The organism is Microbulbifer maximicatervae (SeqCode) (genome assembly GCF_052467305.1).
This window is the reverse complement of record NZ_CP174306.1, coordinates 988903-1007230: the sequence shown is the minus strand read 5'-3', so window position 1 is coordinate 1007230 and position 18328 is coordinate 988903. Positions and strand designations below refer to the sequence as shown.

The 18328-nt window shown below is 55.3% G+C and carries 15 protein-coding genes; 1 reads left to right on the top strand and 14 read right to left on the bottom strand.

The features are described from left to right. Nucleotides 1–3: 3 nt before the first annotated feature. From ACJJI4_RS04595 to trpB, 11 genes are all read right to left on the bottom strand, one after another. Nucleotides 4–2034 carry a transglutaminase TgpA family protein gene (locus ACJJI4_RS04595; RefSeq protein WP_444928217.1) on the bottom strand — a complete coding sequence of 677 codons (2031 nt, stop codon included), beginning with the start codon at nt 2032–2034 and terminating at the stop codon, nt 4–6. Next, entirely contained in the window at nt 2034–3044 is a 1011-nt protein-coding gene (locus ACJJI4_RS04590; RefSeq protein ID WP_444927239.1) for a DUF58 domain-containing protein, read from the bottom strand. The genes ACJJI4_RS04595 and ACJJI4_RS04590 overlap by 1 nt, the downstream gene beginning before the upstream one ends. 4 nt (nt 3045–3048) lie before the next feature. After that, complete coding sequence (locus ACJJI4_RS04585) at nt 3049–3960, bottom strand: AAA family ATPase (protein WP_444927238.1); 912 nt, start codon at nt 3958–3960, stop codon at nt 3049–3051. A 148-nt stretch (nt 3961–4108) separates the two neighbouring features. Beyond that, the gene (locus tag ACJJI4_RS04580) at nt 4109–5290 is read right to left on the bottom strand and encodes an O-succinylhomoserine sulfhydrylase (protein ID WP_444905926.1); all 1182 of its coding nucleotides are present in this window, start codon (nt 5288–5290) and stop codon (nt 4109–4111) included. A 185-nt stretch (nt 5291–5475) separates the two neighbouring features. Next, entirely contained in the window at nt 5476–6963 is a 1488-nt protein-coding gene (gene purF, locus ACJJI4_RS04575; protein ID WP_282931878.1) for an amidophosphoribosyltransferase, read from the bottom strand. A 45-nt stretch (nt 6964–7008) separates the two neighbouring features. Then, nucleotides 7009–7503 (bottom strand): CvpA family protein, encoded by a 495-nt coding sequence (locus tag ACJJI4_RS04570; RefSeq protein WP_444927237.1) that lies wholly within the window; start codon nt 7501–7503, stop codon nt 7009–7011. A 241-nt stretch (nt 7504–7744) separates the two neighbouring features. Continuing rightward, nucleotides 7745–8389 carry an SPOR domain-containing protein gene (locus ACJJI4_RS04565; RefSeq protein ID WP_444894518.1) on the bottom strand — a complete coding sequence of 215 codons (645 nt, stop codon included), beginning with the start codon at nt 8387–8389 and terminating at the stop codon, nt 7745–7747. Further along, a complete protein-coding gene (folC, locus tag ACJJI4_RS04560; protein ID WP_444927236.1) occupies nt 8370–9644 on the bottom strand; it encodes a bifunctional tetrahydrofolate synthase/dihydrofolate synthase in 1275 nt (424 codons plus the stop codon). The genes ACJJI4_RS04565 and folC overlap by 20 nt, the downstream gene beginning before the upstream one ends. A gap of 77 nt (nt 9645–9721) precedes the next feature. After that, on the bottom strand, nt 9722–10576 hold the full coding sequence (gene accD / locus ACJJI4_RS04555; protein WP_282931874.1) for an acetyl-CoA carboxylase, carboxyltransferase subunit beta: 855 nt from the start codon (nt 10574–10576) through the stop codon (nt 9722–9724). Between the two features lie 160 nt (nt 10577–10736). Next, nucleotides 10737–11546: a tryptophan synthase subunit alpha gene (gene trpA, locus ACJJI4_RS04550; protein ID WP_444927235.1), complete on the bottom strand. Its 810-nt coding sequence runs from the start codon at nt 11544–11546 to the stop codon at nt 10737–10739. Nucleotides 11547–11638: 92 nt separating this feature from the next. After that, on the bottom strand, nt 11639–12862 hold the full coding sequence (trpB, locus tag ACJJI4_RS04545; RefSeq protein WP_444927234.1) for a tryptophan synthase subunit beta: 1224 nt from the start codon (nt 12860–12862) through the stop codon (nt 11639–11641). Between the two features lie 101 nt (nt 12863–12963). Between trpB and ACJJI4_RS04540 the strand changes: the two genes are divergently transcribed. Further along, nucleotides 12964–13161, top strand: a complete 198-nt coding sequence (locus ACJJI4_RS04540; protein ID WP_444916534.1) for a hypothetical protein — start codon at nt 12964–12966, stop codon at nt 13159–13161. An 11-nt stretch (nt 13162–13172) separates the two neighbouring features. Here the strand turns inward: ACJJI4_RS04540 and ACJJI4_RS04535 are convergent, their stop codons facing one another. The 3 genes from ACJJI4_RS04535 to ACJJI4_RS04525 all read right to left on the bottom strand — a co-directional run bounded on the left by ACJJI4_RS04535 (nt 13173) and on the right by ACJJI4_RS04525 (nt 18315). Further along, nucleotides 13173–13781: a phosphoribosylanthranilate isomerase gene (locus tag ACJJI4_RS04535; protein ID WP_108732437.1), complete on the bottom strand. Its 609-nt coding sequence runs from the start codon at nt 13779–13781 to the stop codon at nt 13173–13175. Nucleotides 13782–13906: 125 nt separating this feature from the next. Beyond that, nucleotides 13907–14800: a tRNA pseudouridine(38-40) synthase TruA gene (truA, locus tag ACJJI4_RS04530; RefSeq protein ID WP_444927233.1), complete on the bottom strand. Its 894-nt coding sequence runs from the start codon at nt 14798–14800 to the stop codon at nt 13907–13909. A 131-nt stretch (nt 14801–14931) separates the two neighbouring features. Next, on the bottom strand, nt 14932–18315 hold the full coding sequence (locus ACJJI4_RS04525; RefSeq protein WP_444927232.1) for a motility hub landmark protein FimV: 3384 nt from the start codon (nt 18313–18315) through the stop codon (nt 14932–14934). Nucleotides 18316–18328: the final 13 nt, after the last annotated feature.

The following is an 18328-nucleotide window of genomic DNA, read 5'->3' as shown; positions in this document are numbered from 1 at the left end:
TGATTAATAACCTGCCAACTCACGCTTGTGCGGCGTCATATTTTCCGAGTGCCGCAACCAGAAATACCAGCTTGATAGCTTCCGAAGTGTTCTCAGCCCAGAGCCGTCACCACCATAGGCGGCAGACTCAAAAGCCTCTGTCACTGCTGCGGCATAACCAGACATCTCCGGTTTTTCCTCGGCAATCCGGCGGGCATAGGATCCTGCAGTCTCACCGGAATGCCGCTGGACCCCATTGCGGGCCATGCGCCGGCAAAAGCGCTGGTAGAGCTTCTCTGCAGGCGCCAACTTGGATCCTCCTGCGGAGCGGGCCGCCCATAAACTGATACCCAACAAAAGCACAAGAATCGGCGCCCCCAGTAATAGGGCGATACGCATTGGAGACAGATCACCAAATAGCCGCTGTAACAAATTCTGCTGTCGATCGGCATCGAAGCTCACTACGGTTTGATACCAACGGTAGTTGATCATATCCCACTGTAAGCGCAACTGGCTGAGAATGCCGATACGGTGTAACGGAAATAGGGAGTCCTGCATAAACTCTTCACCTGCCGCACTCTCCAGACCGTCGCGCACCCGCTCCGGAGCTACTGCCGCTGTGGGGTCTACACGTTGCCAGCCTTGGCCGTCGAGCCAAATTTCAGCCCAGGCATGGGCGTCGTACTCTCGCACCAATAAGTACTCTTCTCCACTGACCCACTCACCGCCCTGGTAACCAGCCACTACTCGCGCCGGTATCCCCGCTGCGCGCATGGCAAACACATAACTACCGGCAAAGTGCTCGCAGAAGCCCTGCTGGCTATCGAAAAGAAACTCATCAATAGTATCGCCGCCCAGTGCTGGAGGCTTCAGGGTATAAGTGAAAGCACTGTGGAAGTGCGACAGCAGCTGGGAGGAAACCGCCTCAGCACTGAGCCCCTGATCTCGTAGGGAAGCCATCCACTGACGAGTACGGCTATTGCCGTAACTGGGAAGTTGCAAATTCCTGCGCCGCTCCGCATTGCTGAGAGTAGCACTGAGTGACAGGGTTTCTCTCGGCCAGGAACTTACCTGGTAAGAAAAGCGGTTGAAAACCGGGGTCCGTTTTACCAGGCGATCATCCGTTGTCTCTCCCACACCCGCACTCTCTGAAGCCGGTTTTGCCATAGCGAATAGCCAGGGGCTGCGGCTCGCTTCCTGGATAACCTGGTAGCGATAACGGGGACCCACTTGAGGAAGCACCTGCTCACCGCTTCTCCAATACACTCGCCCGCCATTTCGAGGGTCAACACCATAGCCCTGGCGCCAGGTACGTCCATCAAATTCCGAATACACCAAGCCCCTCCAGTAGCGCTGCTCAGGCGGGGGGACAGGTCCATCAAAGGAGATACGCAAGGTCGGCTTGCTGGATTTGGAAAGCTCAGTAAAGTCTCCCGGGGCCATAGAATCACTGACACCGGTACGCCCAGCGGAGGTATTCTGCGGCACAGACCAAAGGGGCCCCAGCCTAGGTATAACCAAAAACAACAACACCATTAACGGCGTGGCCTGTGCCACCAACCGCAGGGATAACCCCAGAGCCCGGCGCGGGCGCGCACTAAAGTGTCCCAGCTGCGCCGCCATGGCTGCAGTAATTACCAACACACTCAGTAGACCGTAAAGTGCATAGGGAATGGTCTGCTCTTGCACAAACAGAGTGGCGGCTACGAAGTAGGCCAGCAGTAGACTGACAAAGGCATCCCTGCGGCTGACCAGTTCGAGATTTTTCAGGGTGAATGACAGCGCCAAGAGTGCAATCATCGGCTCCAAAGCAAACAAGCGCCGATAGGACAGAGCCAGTCCCGCCACCGTCAATAGAATCACTGTCAGTTTAAGAGCGCGGCCGGGTAAATCCCTGCGCCCGCGAAAGACTTCCAGGCGCCAATAAACCGCAAAGGCCCAGGCAAAAGCCACCCACAGTGGCAGCATTGTGAATTGCGGCAAAAGGGCGACAAACTGGGCAGCAAAAATCCACAGCAAACTTTCCCTGGGCAATAAATCCTTATTCGCAATCATCACTGGCCTCGCCCGGGGTACAGGGCCAATGCCTGCAAGACCTGCTGCTGATGCTCGGGACCGAGCGAAGGCTCTATTGAAATGCCAGGCAGGCACAAACCATATGCAATGCCTTGCTTTTCCGCTTGTAGGGTCCAGTCACAGAGATTGCTCAGGCGCATCTCTATATCCCTACCATCGAGTAAACCCCAGTCTAGCCACAAGCGCGTGTCAGTTTTGCGCTCATAGTCCTTGCTGTAAAGATCGCGTCCGGCCGCGTATTGCTTCCAGGCTACATGGCGTAACGAGTCACCCGCTTGATAGGGTTTTAGCGCTGCAAAATCATCTCCACCCCGCTTCACCTCACCGAACTCCCCCTCGGCAACAGTCTCTCCTAGCGGTAAAGGGCCCGCAGAAATTGGACGGGGGTAAACCAAAAATTCAACATCCAGGTCAATGCGGCTCCAGCAGCGAAATAACCCGAGAGGGAAACGACTTTCAACCCTCAACCGAGGTGCCTGCACTCGCCCACGTTTTACTACCGGCATAGAGATACAAATATCCGCACTTTTCTGCTCGCACAAATCCACGCGACTGCCCTGCTCCGGTGGCCAACTCAGCTCGAGCCATTCCCGCTCCCGCTTGCCCTCACAACTGACATTAATTTCCGCCTCGGCAAAATCACCAGCAAAAGCTGCCCGGGTATCCAGAAGGCGCAAGTGCACGCCACTTAAATTGGCAAAGGTGTGTAGTGGCAGCACCGCCAAAATGCTGACTAACAAAAATGTCAGAGCGAAAACCAGATTGTTTTCATAATTGGTGCCCAGCAACCACAATAATGCCACCACTATTAGGAAACCTAAGCCTGCGCGCGTGGGCAGGATAAATAACCGACTGTGGTTCAAGGTAATCGCTCGGGCCCGCGGTGCCCGGCGACTAAGCCAGCGCTGCATAAGGTTGCGCCAATATTCCACCAGCAGGTGTATCGGATTGCGGGAAGGGTTTCGACGTTGGGGGTGACTTACACTCATCGACTCAGGCCGCAATCACATCCACTTGGCGCATCAGACGCTCAACCAACTGCTCGCCGTTGCTGCCATCGCTCTGTAATCGATGTCCTGCCACCGCCGGCAACACAGCCTGGATATCCTCAGGCAAAACATGGCCACGATTGTGAATCAACGCCCAGGCTTTGGCTGCGCGCAAAAGGGCCAAGGCGCCTCGGGGTGATAAACCCACTGCGCAATCCGGGCTCTGGCGGGTTTGCAAAACCAGTCGCTCAAGGTAATCCAACAGACTGTCAGAAGTTTTCACCTGCGTAACCAGGTTTTGCATTTTTCCGAGTGTGGCAATATCAATTCTGGGTTTTAACTTTGCCAGCTGCTGCCTCGGATCGGCCCCCATAAACAAAGCCCGCTCCGCCTCCCGGGTGGGATAGCCGAGACTGATACGCATCAGGAAGCGATCCAGTTGGGATTCCGGCAATGCAAAGGTGCCCGATTGTTGCATCGGGTTTTGCGTGGCAATCACAAAAAATGGCTGGGGCAGTGTGCGGGTCTCACCATCGACACTCACCTGGCGCTCTTCCATGGCCTCTAGCAGCGCACTCTGGGTTTTTGGCGATGAGCGATTAATCTCATCCGCCAATAACACCTGGCTAAACACAGGTCCCTCGTGAAAGTGAAATTGGCTGGACTCCCGATCAAATATCGAAACACCAAGAATATCCGCCGGCAACATATCACTGGTGAACTGCACCCGCTTATAAGTTAGCCCCAGCACCTGTGCGAGTGCATGGGCCAAGGTGGTCTTACCCATACCCGGCAGGTCTTCAATTAACAAGTGGCCTTTTGATAACAAACAGGCCAGCGCCAGCTTCACCTGGCGCTCTTTACCCAACAAAACACTGCCGATATCGGACACTATGGCGGAAACTATTTTTTGCACGGCAAATCCATTACTGCTCAATTTTTCTCAAGGGGGCTATTTCTGCACACCGGCAAGGGCGCAACAAAATGCAAACGCTACCGGTAGCAGCGGACAGTATTTCACTGTCCGCTAATAATCATAGGTAGCTGGGCGCTTACGCCAGCGCTTATAGTTGGGATAATCCACGCATCAGGTCGCGCTTGAGGTCCTCAACATTTTCCAGCCCTACCGAAATACGAATCAAATTTTCGGTAATTCCGGCGCGAGCCTTATCTTCATCACTGAGGCGGCCGTGAGTAGTGGTGGCAGGGTGCACAATAGTGGTTTTTGCATCCCCCAAGTTGGCGGTGCAGGAGAGGATTTTACAATTGTCGATCACTTTCCAAGCCTCCTCACGACCACCGCGCACAGTAAAACTCAGCACTGCGCCAAAAGCGTCTTGCTGTTCCCGCGCTAGGCGGTGTTGGGGGTGTTTAGGCAAGCCGGTGTAATTTACCTTCTCAACCATCTCCTGCTCATCGAGCCACCAAGCCAAGTCGAGTGCATTGGTGCAATGCGCCTGCATACGCAGCTTTAAAGTTTCCAGGCCTTTGAGGAATACCCAGGCATTAAACGGGCTCATACTCGGTCCGGCAGTGCGCAGGAAAACCACCAACTCATCCATTACTTCCTTGCGACCAACAGCAACACCGCCCAGGGCCCGGCCCTGGCCGTCGAGGAATTTGGTTGCGGAGTGCACCACAATATCAGCGCCCATGGATAGGGGTCGCTGCAGTGCCGGGGTACAAAAACAGTTGTCGACCACCAGCATGGCACCAGCGCTGTGGGCGACCTGTGCCAACGCGCGGATATCGGCTACTTCACACAGAGGGTTGGAAGGCGTCTCCATAAACAGCAGCTTGGTGGAACCATCTACGGCCTGCTTCCAGGCATCCATATCGGTCAAATCAACATAGCTCACCCGCACGCCGAACTTTTCCATATAGCGGCCAAATAAAGCCGTAGTTGTGCCGAAAACACTGCGGGAACAGATAACGTGGTCGCCACTTTTCAGTAACGCCATACAAATACTGAGAATGGCAGCCATGCCGCTAGCAGTGGCTACCGCAGCTTCACCACCTTCGAGAGCAGCGATGCGCTCTTCAAAAGTACGCACTGTGGGGTTGGTATAGCGGGAGTAGACGTTGCCGGAGCTTTCGCCAGAGAAGCGTGCAGCAGCCTCTGCAGCGGAGGGGAAAACATAACTGGAGGTGAGGTAAAGTGCCTCGGAGTGCTCTCCTTCCGGTGAGCGAACCTGGCCGGCGCGCACCGCCAGTGTTTCCAGAGCGTAACCGTCGTCTTCAAACATATACCGCTTCCTGGTCAGTATTTTTGGAAGCAGCCATCTTAACCGAAACGATCTTAACTGGCGCCCTCTTCTGCCGCGAGAAAAGGACGCTTACGCTTTTTTACTATTGGCAGGCTACAAAAAACGGTTTTTTGCCGCCCGCCAAATCAGGTGAGGGATATTTAGATATTCCCCCAAAGGACGAATTACAAAGCGTTGGCGTCGGCCTTTTTACGCTTGGCCGTATCATTGCGCTGAGCGTGCAGATCGTTTAGGTATTCCTCGTCCACATCACCGGTGATGTAATTGCCGTCGAATACAGAGCAATCAAAGCGATCAATTTTTTGCTTGCCACCACTGGAGCTGACTACCAGATCTTCCAGCTCCTGGTAGATCAACCAGTCTGCGCCAATCTCCTCACAGATTTCCTCGGTGGTGCGACCGTGAGCCACCAGCTCAGTGGCGGAGGGCATATCGATACCGTAGACATTCGGGTATTTTACCGCTGGTGCAGCACTGGCGAAGTACACTTTGGCAGCACCGGCATCGCGGGCCATCTGGATAATCTGCTTACAGGTAGTACCGCGCACAATGGAGTCATCTACCAGCAACACATTCTTGCCACGGAATTCCAGCTCGATGGCGTTGAGCTTCTGGCGAACCGACTTCTTGCGCTGCTTTTGACCGGGCATGATAAAGGTCCGGCCGATATAGCGGTTCTTCACCATACCTTCACGGAATTTCACCCCCAAGCGGTGGGCTACCGTCTGACCTGCCGTGCGGGCAGAATCCGGGATCGGGATAACCACGTCGATATCGTGATCCGGGCGCATGCTGAGAATTTTGTCCGCCAGATGCTCACCCTGACGCAAACGCGCCTTGTGTACCGATACGCCATCCATAATGGAGTCAGGACGGGCAAAGTACACATGCTCAAAAATACAGGGAGTCAAAGACGGGTTATCTGAACACTGCTCGGAGTGCACAGTGCCATCCAGTTCGATATAGAGCGCTTCGCCAGGAGCGACATCGCGCACCAAGGTGTAACCCAGTACGTCCAGAGCCACGGACTCGGAAGCCACCATATATTCGGTGCCCTTCTCGGTTTCACGCTTGCCGTAAACCAGTGGGCGAATTCCGTTGGGATCGCGGAAAGCAACAATGCCGTAACCGACAATCAGGGCAACGCAAGCGTAGGCGCCGCGCACGCGCTTGTGTACAGAGCGCATCGCACTGAAGATATCTTCGGCTTTCGGCTGCAGCTTGTGCAACTTGTGCAGCTCGTGGGCGAACACGTTCAGCAAAACTTCCGAATCAGAATCTGTATTGATATGGCGCAGGTCCTGCTGGAAGATCTCATCGACCACCTCGTGCACATTGGTGAGGTTGCCGTTGTGAGCCATGGCTATGCCGTAGGGAGAGTTCACGTAGAACGGCTGAGCCAGCGCCGGGCCGGAGCTACCGGCAGTGGGGTAGCGGACGTGACCAATACCAAAATTGCCTTTCAGACGCTCCATGTGGCGCGCGCGGAATACGTCGCGAACCAGACCATTGGCTTTCTGCTGGTTCAGGCGATCATCGTCACAGGTAACGATACCGGCGGCATCCTGTCCCCTGTGCTGTAGCAGAGTGAGCCCATCATAGAGCTGCAGATTGACGTCACTCTTACCGACGATACCGACGATACCACACATATATTTGACCCTATTGACTCGAGAAGAGCGCTTTTGGCGCTCTATTTAAAACAACTTTACGAAGAATTCCTTAACGGAGCCCGCCAGCTCCCACGCACTATCCTCAAACTCGAGGAAATGGGGAATCAGAACAGACTGACTCCACCAGCTGTCCTGTTCCACCGGCACCAATGCCGGGGCCAGGATCAACAGCGCCATCACGACAATGGCTCCCCGCACCAAGCCAAACGCCATTCCCAGCACTCTATCTGTACCGGATAGCCCAGTTGCCTCAACAAAGGCAGAAAGCACCATGTTGAGACCGGCGCCAGCGAGTAAGGTGCCGATAAACAGGATGCCAAAAGCTGCAATCATTTGGAGAGAGGGGGTGTCGACGAGGTTGGATAGCATTGGCGCCAGCTGGTCGCGAAACATCATGGCGACGATAAAAGCGGCAATCCAGGTAAGCAGAGACAAGGTTTCCTTGATGAAACCTCGACTAAGGCCGATAAGCGTGGAGATACCCACAATAGCCAGAATGATCCAGTCAGCCCAATTCATTCAATCCTACCTGCGTGGCGGCTGCTGCCGCGAAGAGCGCGCATTCTAACTGAAGGGACTAAGCGCGTGAAGCCGTAGGCCAACCGATTGGAATTTATTACTTGTAGTACCGCTTTCCCTGGACGTTTGGCACAGTGGCAATCGGTTAATTGCGAATAAAAATGCAAAGTGGAAATCTGCCAGCGAGTTACCACCATCCGCCTCGGGCTGAAATAGTGGCAACCTGAAGTCAAAGGCCCGATCAGGCCTTGAACTGAAGCACGAGGGTCTGGGCTTTCAGAAGGGTATCCAATTCTTTTTTCAGTTGATGGGCATCGGCCTTGTTGACCTTTGGCCCAACAAAGACCCGCACCAGGCGACCCTTGTCTGTATCCACTGCCCGAGTATAGGCACTGTAGCCCTCGTTCATCAGGCGCAAACGCAGCTTATCCGCATTGGACTCATCCCGGTAGGAAGCCACTTGAACCACCCAGGCCACAGGCAGGCCATAGGCATCTACAAGGGGCGAGGCTCCCTTCTTCGGCGCGGCCAGTTTTTCCTCCGGCTCATCACTCTTGGCGATCTCTGACCCTTCCTCTCCCTCATCTGCTACTGGAGCCTTCGGGTTGGAGAAGTTCTCCGGCAGATCCGGCTGGAAAGCCTCACCGGGCGCCGGTGCAGGCACAGCATCCGCTACCGGTTGCGGCTCGGCAATTTCAATAGGGCGTATATCCGGCTCCGCCGGAATCTGGCTGGTTTCACTGATATTGCCTGCGGCCTCCCGGTCCAACAGGCTGGGCAAGAAAATAACGGCAAGCGCAGCCAAAACCAGCGCACCGACAATGCGCTGCTTAAATCCGTCGTTCAATCGCCCTCGGCGGGAGGGTTTACCCTCGCAATTCTCCATTACCTTCGTCTCGCATCTGCTGCAGAACCTCAGCCACAGTAAAGAAGGAACCAAATACAAGCAACCTGTCTTGTGGACCAATGGTCGGCAGCAGCTGTTGTAAACCATCGGCGACGCTTGGACAGCGGCTATCGGCGTTCGTTGCCTCAACACCTGCTGCGGCCAGACCTTCCAGCAAGGTCTCTCCGCTCGCAGCGCGGCTATTGCCCGGTAACTCTGCGGGGTGCCAGGCATCCACCACATCCCGCAAAGGCGCGAAGAGTCCCACCAAATCCTTATCGGCCATAGCCGCTACCAGCGCATGGGTCTCACCATCTACAGGGTGATCTGCAAGCCATTTGGCCAAGTGTTCGGCCGCTGCCGGATTGTGCCCCACATCCAACAGCAGGTTGCGCCCCTGCCATTGAACCTGCTGACAGCGCCCGGGCAGGGCAATTTCAGCCAGTGCAGATTCGATCTCACCCCGGGGCAATACATTGAGCAGAGCCAGCGCGGTAATCCCAGCAGCGATACTCGGGCGCGGCAAGTTGATCGGGGGGATCGCAAGTTCCAACTCACCAAAACGGTAAAGTTCTTTTTTACCCTCTCCCAAATTGAGAGAGAAATCCTGACCTATAAAGTAACTGGAACTGGACAATTTTTCTGCCGCAGACAGCACAGATTGGGTGGGATTGCTATCAGCACAGACAAAAGGCGCCCCAGCACGTAGGACACCGGCTTTTTCACGGCCGATTATTTCCCGGTCACTGCCAAGCCAGTCCTCGTGATCAATGGCAACACTGGTGATAATAGCGAGATCCGCATCCACCAGGTTGACTGCATCCAGGCGCCCACCCAGGCCAACTTCCAGAAGTGCAAACTCGACGCCTGCCCTTTGAAATAACCAGAGCGCCGCCAGGGTGGTGTATTCAAAATAGGTCAGGCTGGTCTCACCGCGAGCAACCTCGATAGCCTCAAACGCCAGCACGAGATCTTTATCGGCAACCTCTTCACCCCCGATACGCACCCTCTCGTTAAAGCGCAGAAGGTGTGGGGAACTGTAAGCGCCTACGGAGCGCCCTCCCTTACACAGCAGCGCCTCCATAGTGGCCACGCAGGAACCCTTACCATTGGTGCCCGCCACAGTAATCACTGTCGGTGCCGGTTTCTGGATGCCCAGTGCATCGGCGACAGACGCGACGCGCTCAAGACCTAATTCAATTTCGGAAGGGTGCAGCTGCTCCAGACGGGAGAGCCAATCTTGCAGTGAAGGCATAGTTGAAAACATCGATGATGGGGGCTGCAATCAGCGGAAATTAAGCTGATCACAGCATTACCCCAAGGGAATGGAAATCAGTTGCCGGTCAGTTTACCCAATATGCGGGACACTGTAGAGCGCATTTCCTTGCGAGGAATAATCATATCAATTGCGCCGTGCTCCAGCAGGAACTCACTGCGCTGGAAACCTTTCGGCAATTTCTGGCGAATGGTCTGCTCGATAATATTCGGGCCGGCAAAACCAGCGCGCGCTCCGGGCTCCGCCGCATTGATATCACCCAGCAGGGCCAGGGATGCGGAAACACCACCGTAAACCGGGTCGGTCATAATGGAGATATAAGGCACACCGGCCATCTTCATTTTTTCCAGCACCGCCGAGGTTTTGGCCATCTGCATCAGGGAGATCAGGGCCTCCTGCATCCGGGCACCACCGGTAGCAGAGAAACAAACCAACGGGATACGCTGCTCCAGGGCACGCTGAGCGGCACGGGTAAAGCGCTCACCGACCACATAGCCCATGGAGCCACCGTGGAAAGCGAACTCAAATGCTACCGCTACCAGGGGCGCACCATTCAGGCTGCCCTGCATGGCGATCAGGGCATCCTTCTCACCAGTGGACTTTTGTGCCTGTACCAAGCGGTCTTTATATTTTTTGACGTCTTTAAACTTCAGGCGATCAACCGGCTGCACATCGGTGGCCAGCTCTTCACGACCCTCCTCGTCGAGGAAGATATCCAGGCGGCGACGGGCGCCGATTCTAAAGTGGTGATCGCACTTGGGGCACACATCCAGATTGCGTTCCAGCTCCGGGCGATAAAGCATCGCATCGCATTTGACGCACTTCTTCCAAACCCCCTCGGGGACCTTGCTGCTGCCGGTGCGACGCTCTGTGCGAATTACCGCAGGGACAATTTTTTCTAACCAGCTCATCTCGTTTCCAAATCCGGAGGCTTTCTTTGGGCCGGCACATTTTACCGACCAGTGGGTTTCAGGCTAGGAATTAAAACACTAAGCTGAACAACAAACCCGGCCAGATCAGCCGCTATTTTTGGCTTTCTGGCCAGCTTTGTGCTTAGACTTATAGCTGCTTTTAGCGATCCAGGGCTTCGCGCATCTCGCTGACAATAGCCCCAACCGCAGTTTTAGCGGCTTCCAGGTCTGCCGCCGCATCTACCGCCGACACCAGCACGCTACCGACCACAGCACCGTCGCCATGGGCACTGACCTGGCGGGCCGAGGTACCATCTTTGATACCGAAGCCAACACACAGGGGCAGATCGGTAAACTGGCGAATATGGTCCAGATTGTCACGCACTGAATCCAAATCCAGGTGGCCTGCTCCGGTAACCCCTTTCAGGGATACATAGTAAACAAAGCCACTGGCGACATCGGTAATTTCACGAATACGCTCTTCAGCGGTGGTAGGCGTCAGCAGGAAGATATTGCGCAGGTTGCGCTCCGCCAAAAAGGCATTCAGGGAACCGGACTCTTCAGCCGGCAGATCTACGGTCAGGGCACCATCGACACCCGCAGTGGACGCCGCTTCAGCAAACTCCAGTTCACCCATACGCTGAATAGGGTTGGCATAGCCCATCAGGATTACCGGGGTGTCACTATCCGACTGACGAAATTCTTTCACCAATGCCAAACATTTGCGCAGCGAAGCCCCATTGGCCAGTGCTCGCTCATGCCCTTTCTGAATTACCGGGCCCTCTGCCATGGGGTCGGAAAACGGCACCCCCAGTTCAATAACATCGGCCCCGCTGGCCACCAACTGATGCATCAGCGGCACAGTATTTTCCAAGCCGCCATCGCCAGCGACAATATAAGTTACCAGCGCCTTGCGGCCCTCATCGCGCAACTTGGCAAAGCGGCGATCAATTCTATTTTGTTCTGTCACAGTTTATTCCCTGAGCTACTCCTGGCAAAAAGCCAGCTCAATTATTTGATCCTCACCCATTTTGCCCGCCTCAGAGGCGGGCGGTGATATTGCTACACCTCGATACCGTCGATAGCGGCAACGGTGAAAATATCCTTATCGCCTCGGCCGGAGAGATTCACCAGGACATTCTGCTCAGGGCTCATGGAAGCCGCCAACTTGAGCGCGTACGCGACTGCATGGCTGGATTCCAATGCCGGCAAAATACCCTCAGTGCGAGTGAGACGGCGGAAGGCATCCAGGGCTTCATCATCATCGGCCGTGACATATTCCACCCGGCCGATATCTTTCAGCCAAGAGTGCTCAGGGCCAACACCCGGGTAGTCGAGCCCCGCAGAAACCGAGTGAGTCTCGATAATCTGGCCGTCGTCATCTTCCATCAGGTAGGTGCGGTTACCGTGCAGAACACCGGGAATACCATCATTCAGTGGTGCAGCATGCTTACCGGAAGCCAGGCCTTCACCGCCGGCTTCGACACCAAACATTTTCACTTCAGCGTCATTCAGGAACGGGTGGAACAGGCCGATCGCATTGGAACCACCACCGACGCAGGCCACCAGCGCATCGGGCAACTGGCCAAAGCGCTCCAGACTCTGGCGACGGGCTTCACGGCCGATAATAGAGTTGAAGTCGCGCACCAATTGCGGATAAGGGTGAGGACCAGCCACAGTGCCGATAATGTAGAAAGTATTATCGACATTGGTTACCCAATCGCGCATGGCTTCATTCATGGCGTCCTTTAGGGTCTTGGAGCCGGATTCCACCGGCACCACTTCTGCCCCCAGCAGTTTCATACGGTATACGTTGGGGGACTGGCGCTTAACGTCTTCCGCACCCATATAAACCGTACACTGCAAACCGAGACGCGCCGCCACGGTTGCCGTAGCCACACCGTGTTGACCAGCGCCGGTTTCGGCAATAACACGGGTTTTACCGCTGTGTTTGGCCAGCAGTGCCTGGCCCACCGTGTTATTTACCTTGTGCGCACCGGTATGGTTCAGGTCTTCCCTCTTAAGCCAGATTCGCGCACCGCCCGCCTGCTCAGTCAGTCGCCCAGCAAGATACAGCGGCGATGGCCTGCCTACGTAGTGCGCCAGATCGTGATCAAAGGCAGCGACAAAATCCGGATCATCTTTCAGGCGGCTATACATTGCCTGAAGCTCATCCAATGCGCTGATCAGCGTCTCCGATACAAAGCGACCGCCGTAGGGACCAAAATGTCCGCTCGCATCCGGGAAGGTGGAAAAATCGATAGCACCTGGCTTACTCACACTCATACTCCGTGGGTCACGTGGGGTTAAAACTTTCTTTCTGTTTACCTACTGTTTGAATAGTTCTTCCTGAACTATTCAAACGTCGCCAGAAAATACTGGCGCAGATGCGTCGATCTGCTGGTATTTACTGGCTCGCGCCGGCCAAGCCGGCAAGCGGCACTTCCCTGTGTCGCCTCAATACTATTAGCCGTAGTTCTTCCCGAACTATTCAAACGTCGCCAGAAAATACTGGCGCAGATGCGTCGATCTACTGGTATTTACTGGCTCGCGCCGGCCAAGCCGGCGGGCGGCACTTCCGGTAACGCCTCTAAATCTATCTCTTCGCCGCGCTGACAAACGCAAAAACTTTTTCTCGATCCTTGCGTCCCGGCTGACGTTCTACACCTCCGCTCACATCCACCCCCTGTGGGCGCGCAGCTTCTACTGCTGCAGTTACATTCGCGGGATTCAAGCCACCGGCAAGAACGATCGGGCGACTGCTATCTTGGGGAACCCTGTCCCAATCAAAGGTCTCTCCGGTACCACCGGGGACACCAGGCCTGTAGGCATCCAATAGAAAACCCCGGGCTTTGGGGTGCTCAGTCATTGCGGCTTTGACATCGAGGTCATCTTTCATCCGCAACGCTTTGATATAGGGACGCCGGAATTGTTCGCAGAAACGGGCGCTTTCATCGCCGTGGAATTGCAACAGGTTAAGCGGCACCGATTCCAGTACAGCGTCCACCTCACTCTGTGCCGCATCGACAAATAACCCCGTCAGGGTGACAAATGGGGGAACTGCCGCTGCAACTTTAGCTGCCATATCAAGATCGATATAGCGCGGGCTCGGCTTATAAAATACCAGGCCCAACGCGTCGGCACCTGCATCTACAGCCATCAGGGCATCTTCTATACAAGTGATGCCGCATATTTTTACTTGCATCGTGTAACCTGGACTCAGCCGACTGGCCGATCAAAAGAGGGAACGACGGATACTAGCAGATAGTCAGAAGGCGCGAAATGCACGCCCTCTCCCAGATTTGCTTTAGCCTTGAAAAATTCAGCAGTCTAACTGGAAAGCAAAGCACCCAAAGGCTGTGGCACCAGCAGTGGCCCCGGCTCACACTGGGGAAGCTGGAAATGATCCGGGTAGCGCACATCAACGAGATACAGGCCAAACGGCGGCGCAGTCACGCCGCCGGCGGAGCGGTCCCGCTGATCCAGCACCTCTTTTGCCCAAATTGGTGGGCGCTCCCCTCGCCCCACGGCCATCAAAACCCCGGTGATATTGCGCACCATATGGTGAAGGAATGCGTTAGCACTAATTTCCAAGGCAACCAGCTGACCCACTGGAGCAATATCCAGGCGGGTAATTTCACGCACCGGGCTCTTAGCCTGGCACTGAGAGGCACGGTAGCTGGTGAAGTCGTGGCGGCCGATCAAGTAGCTGGCTCCCTCACGCATCGCCTCCAAGTCCAGTGAGTGCTGGGTCCAGGTTACCTCAGCGGCGCTGTGGGCTGAGCGGGTCGGCGCACTGTGAATCAAATAGCGATAACTGCGTGCGTGAGCGGAAAATCGTGCATGGAACTGCGCCGGCATTTCCCGAGCCCAGCGCACCCGCACTGAATCCGGCAACTTGGTATTAACTCCCTGCACCCAGGCGCGGTCCGGGCGCTGCGCTCGGGTATCAAAGTGAATGACCTGATTGGTAGCATGAACGCCCGCATCGGTACGCCCGGCACAAACCAGGGTCACTTCCTCCGCTGCAATAGTTGATAAAGCCCGCTCCAGATGAGCCTGGACAGTCTCCGATGCAGACTTCTGCTTCTGGAAACCGTGCAACTTGGCTCCGCAGTATTCAACGCCCAGGGCCATACGGCACAGCCCTTCGGGCAGCCCCTCACCTTCAGGGACCTCCCCATTTGGCTTGTAAATATACTCCCTCTGCGTCACCTGACTCATATCACCAAAACCACTTGCTCTCCCCGCTGCGACTGCGCCGGGTAAAAATCACTGCCGGGAACTTCCCGGTAAACATAAAAAAACCTCGCAACCAGTGCGAGGTTTTTTCAAAAACGGAATATGCTGCTAGCTTACACCATCCGCTCCAGCATTTCCTCGGCGCGGTCTTTGTGTTCACCGCCACCATCCTGGGCTACCTCTTTGAGGATATCCTTGGCACCCTCTTCGTCACCCATATCCATATAAGCTTGAGCCAGCTCCAACTTGGTCGCCATCTCATCGCCGCCTTCCAGCAAACTCAACTCTGAATTGAGGTCGCTTTCCAGGTTGAAGTCGAGGTCACCAAAGTCAGAATCTGACGGCTTCTCGACAATCGCCTCAACCTGCTCTGTCGCTTCAGGCTTAGCTTCAACTAGGGGTTCTGGCTCAAGAGTCAAATCACCCTCAGTGGATTCATCGATGAGAGCCAGCTCATCCTCCAGGGAGAACTCCTCTTCGATTGCATCCGCATTGAAGTCCAGGTCGCTAGCCCCGGCCAGCTCCATACCTGCCGCATCGAGAGTTTCCAGGTCAGCATCGAGGGATAAATCTGCTGCCCGCTCACTGCTGGCCGCGGCTACCTCTGCCGAGGGCTGCTCAGTTGCGTGGAGATCCGCAGCAATATCATCCAGGTCGATACCGTCGAGATCCAGGTCGGAATCCAAGTCGCCGCCGATCATCTCCAGATCACCATCAGAGAAGTCATCCATGGATAACTCTTCTGCAGACTCCTGGGCAGAGGAGACTCCTTCTGTCAGGGAGATCTCCTCGCTCAAACCGCTGTCAACGGAATCCAGCTCCAGAGCATCATCCAATTCAAAGGCCGTATCCAGCTCAGCCGAAATCTCTTCTTCTTTCTGGGGCTGAATCTCTTCCTCCATCATGGAAAGATCCAGCTCAAAATCCAAGCCCGGAACGGAACCACCACTGGTAGTTGCCTTTTCTTCCAGCTGGGCCTCAACTGAGGCCTCAGAGCTTTCTTCTGCCGCCGGCTCCAAGTCGAGGGAATCCAGATCCAACTCAGAGGTATCGAATTCTATTGGAGCATCGACACTCTCTTCTGTGTTATCAGAAAGCTCAAGCCCCAAATCGTCTTCAATCAAAGCGGGCTCTTGATTACTTGAGCCCAGATCACCCAGGTCCAACTCACCCAAATCAAGGTCATCAAGATTTAAGTCGTTTTCAACTTCTGGTTCCGATACCTCAGCAGTAACTTCCTGGCTGTCTCCGTCGAGAGCACTGTCCAGGTCCAAATCATCCAGATTAAACTCGGTATCCAGCGACTCGCTTTGATCTGCGCTCGCCTGCAACGGCTCTTCAAAGCTGCTATCCAACTCCAGGTCCAGGGACAGCTCTTGCTCAGAACCAGAGCTCTCCTGATCCAATGACAGATCCATAGTCAGGTCATCTAGGAGAGAGGTATCGGGCTCCAGCGCGTCACCGCTACCAACCAGTCCCGGCTCGGCGCTGGTGAAGTCATCGTCCAGGGCCGCACCGATATCATCGAGCTGCGCCGCTTCGAAGGACTCATTGGAAAGACCCATAGCTGGGGCTTCAAAATCCGGCGCACCGGCAATGGATTCACGCAGGCGGGCGGCGCGATCGGCAGCAGGACCGTCGCTGATGCTAAGCAGCTGGCGGTAGTGATCGTCAAACTTTTCAACGTCCTGGTTGTGGGCGTAAACCTCCATCAACATCAGGCGCGCGTCGACTACCTGCGGGTCCTTTTCCAGGCCCAGCAGCAGCTTGCTTTCCGCTTCCTCATACTGCCCCAGGGACAGGTGAATCTCCGCTTCAGAAATTGGGTCATCAGTGCCTACATCGCCGAGATCGCCCAGATCGAAGGTATCGTCTGCCTCCATGCTCTCAACTGCAGCGAGAGTTTCATCGGGTTCGGCGATATCCTCAGGAATATCCAGCGGCTCTTGTTCCATAGCCATCTGCTGTTCAAGTTCCTGCTGCGCCTCTTGTTCAGCCTTGCGGCGACGCCAGGTGAACAGTCCAAATATAGCGGCCAGCAGACCCGCACCACCCAGGCCAATCAACATTCCGTTATCGGCCAGCTGCTCCATAAAGGTTGGCTTGGGCTTGGTTTGAACTTCAACTACACGATTACGCGTCTCTGCTGGAGCCGGTTCGGCTTCAACAGTTTCTTCTTCCGTATCAGCAGCAACATCAAACTCTTCGCTGTCTTCAACAGTCAGGCTGTCATCTAAAGACTCTACTTCAACGCCATCCGTCTCAGTGGGGTCGAGCAACACGTCTGACTGCTCCGCGGCGGCCTGCACCGCAGCCAGTTCCTCATTGGAAACATCAATCAGCGTATCCATGGTATCGATCTGCTCGTCAAGCTCGGCGATACGCTCACGCAATTCAGTGTTTTCGAGCTTGGACTTATCCAGCTCTTCCTCAGCTACTGTGAGATCACCTTCCAGCGCCTCACTGTCATCAGTGCCGGTTCCAGAACCGGAGGTAACGGACTCATTGTCCCCCGGAGCGGCGAGGCTAACGCGCCCTTCAACCGTTTCGCTGACAAAGGACTCCTCCTCAACCGCACGAGCATCCAGCGGTGCGCCGGTAGCCACTTCCACATCGGAGCGCTGACGCCAGGAGTCATTCTGCTGGGCCACCTCAGAAATCGCCTCCGTCATAGTTAGAGTGCGCAAATCCTCGGTGTTGGGCAGGCGCAGTACGGCGCCTTTCTTCAACAGGTTGATATTGTCATTAATAAAGGCTTCCGGGTTCAGCCTTTGAATCGCCAGCATGGTCTGCTGAACAGAGAACTCGCGACTGGCACGATTTTGCAGCGCGATTTCCCACAACGTATCGGAGGAACTTACCGGGCCATATACCTGGCTGTCGCTTTCACTCGTGTCTGTAGCTGTATAGCGTGGCTGCGGACGAGCGGGCTCGCGAGTTTCTGGAGCAGCTCTTTCAGTTGGGGCTGGCTCAGCCGGAGCCTGACGAGCAGCCGGGGCCGGTGTTGTGCGAGGCTGGGGCTGCTGAACTGGGGCTGTGCGACGCACTTGCTGTCGCTCGCGCTCAGCTGCGCGCACGGGTTGCTGCGCAGCCGTTGGGGAAAACGCAGGCAGGTCCATCAACAGCGTATATTCGCGCAGTAGACGGCCACTGGGCCAGCGAGTCTCAACCAGGAAATTCAAAAAAGGTTCGCGAATGGCTTCGCGACTGGAAATACGGATAACCGGCTTGCCACCGGAGTAGTCCACTTCAAAACTTAAAGAAGTAAGGAGGTAAGAGCGCTCGACACCAGCGCGTTCGAATTCTTCAGGACCTGCGAGGCGAACCCTAATTTCGGTATCTTCCAAACCGCGAGTCTGCAGCAGTCCGATTTCCGCATCGAGAGGCTGGTTAAGGGTCGAGTTGAGCTTGATCTCACCTAGTCCAAGCGCCAGAGCCGCGTTGCTTCCCAGTGCACCGACTAGACCAACTGCAAGTGCCAACTTACGCACACGCATATCCGATTCCCTT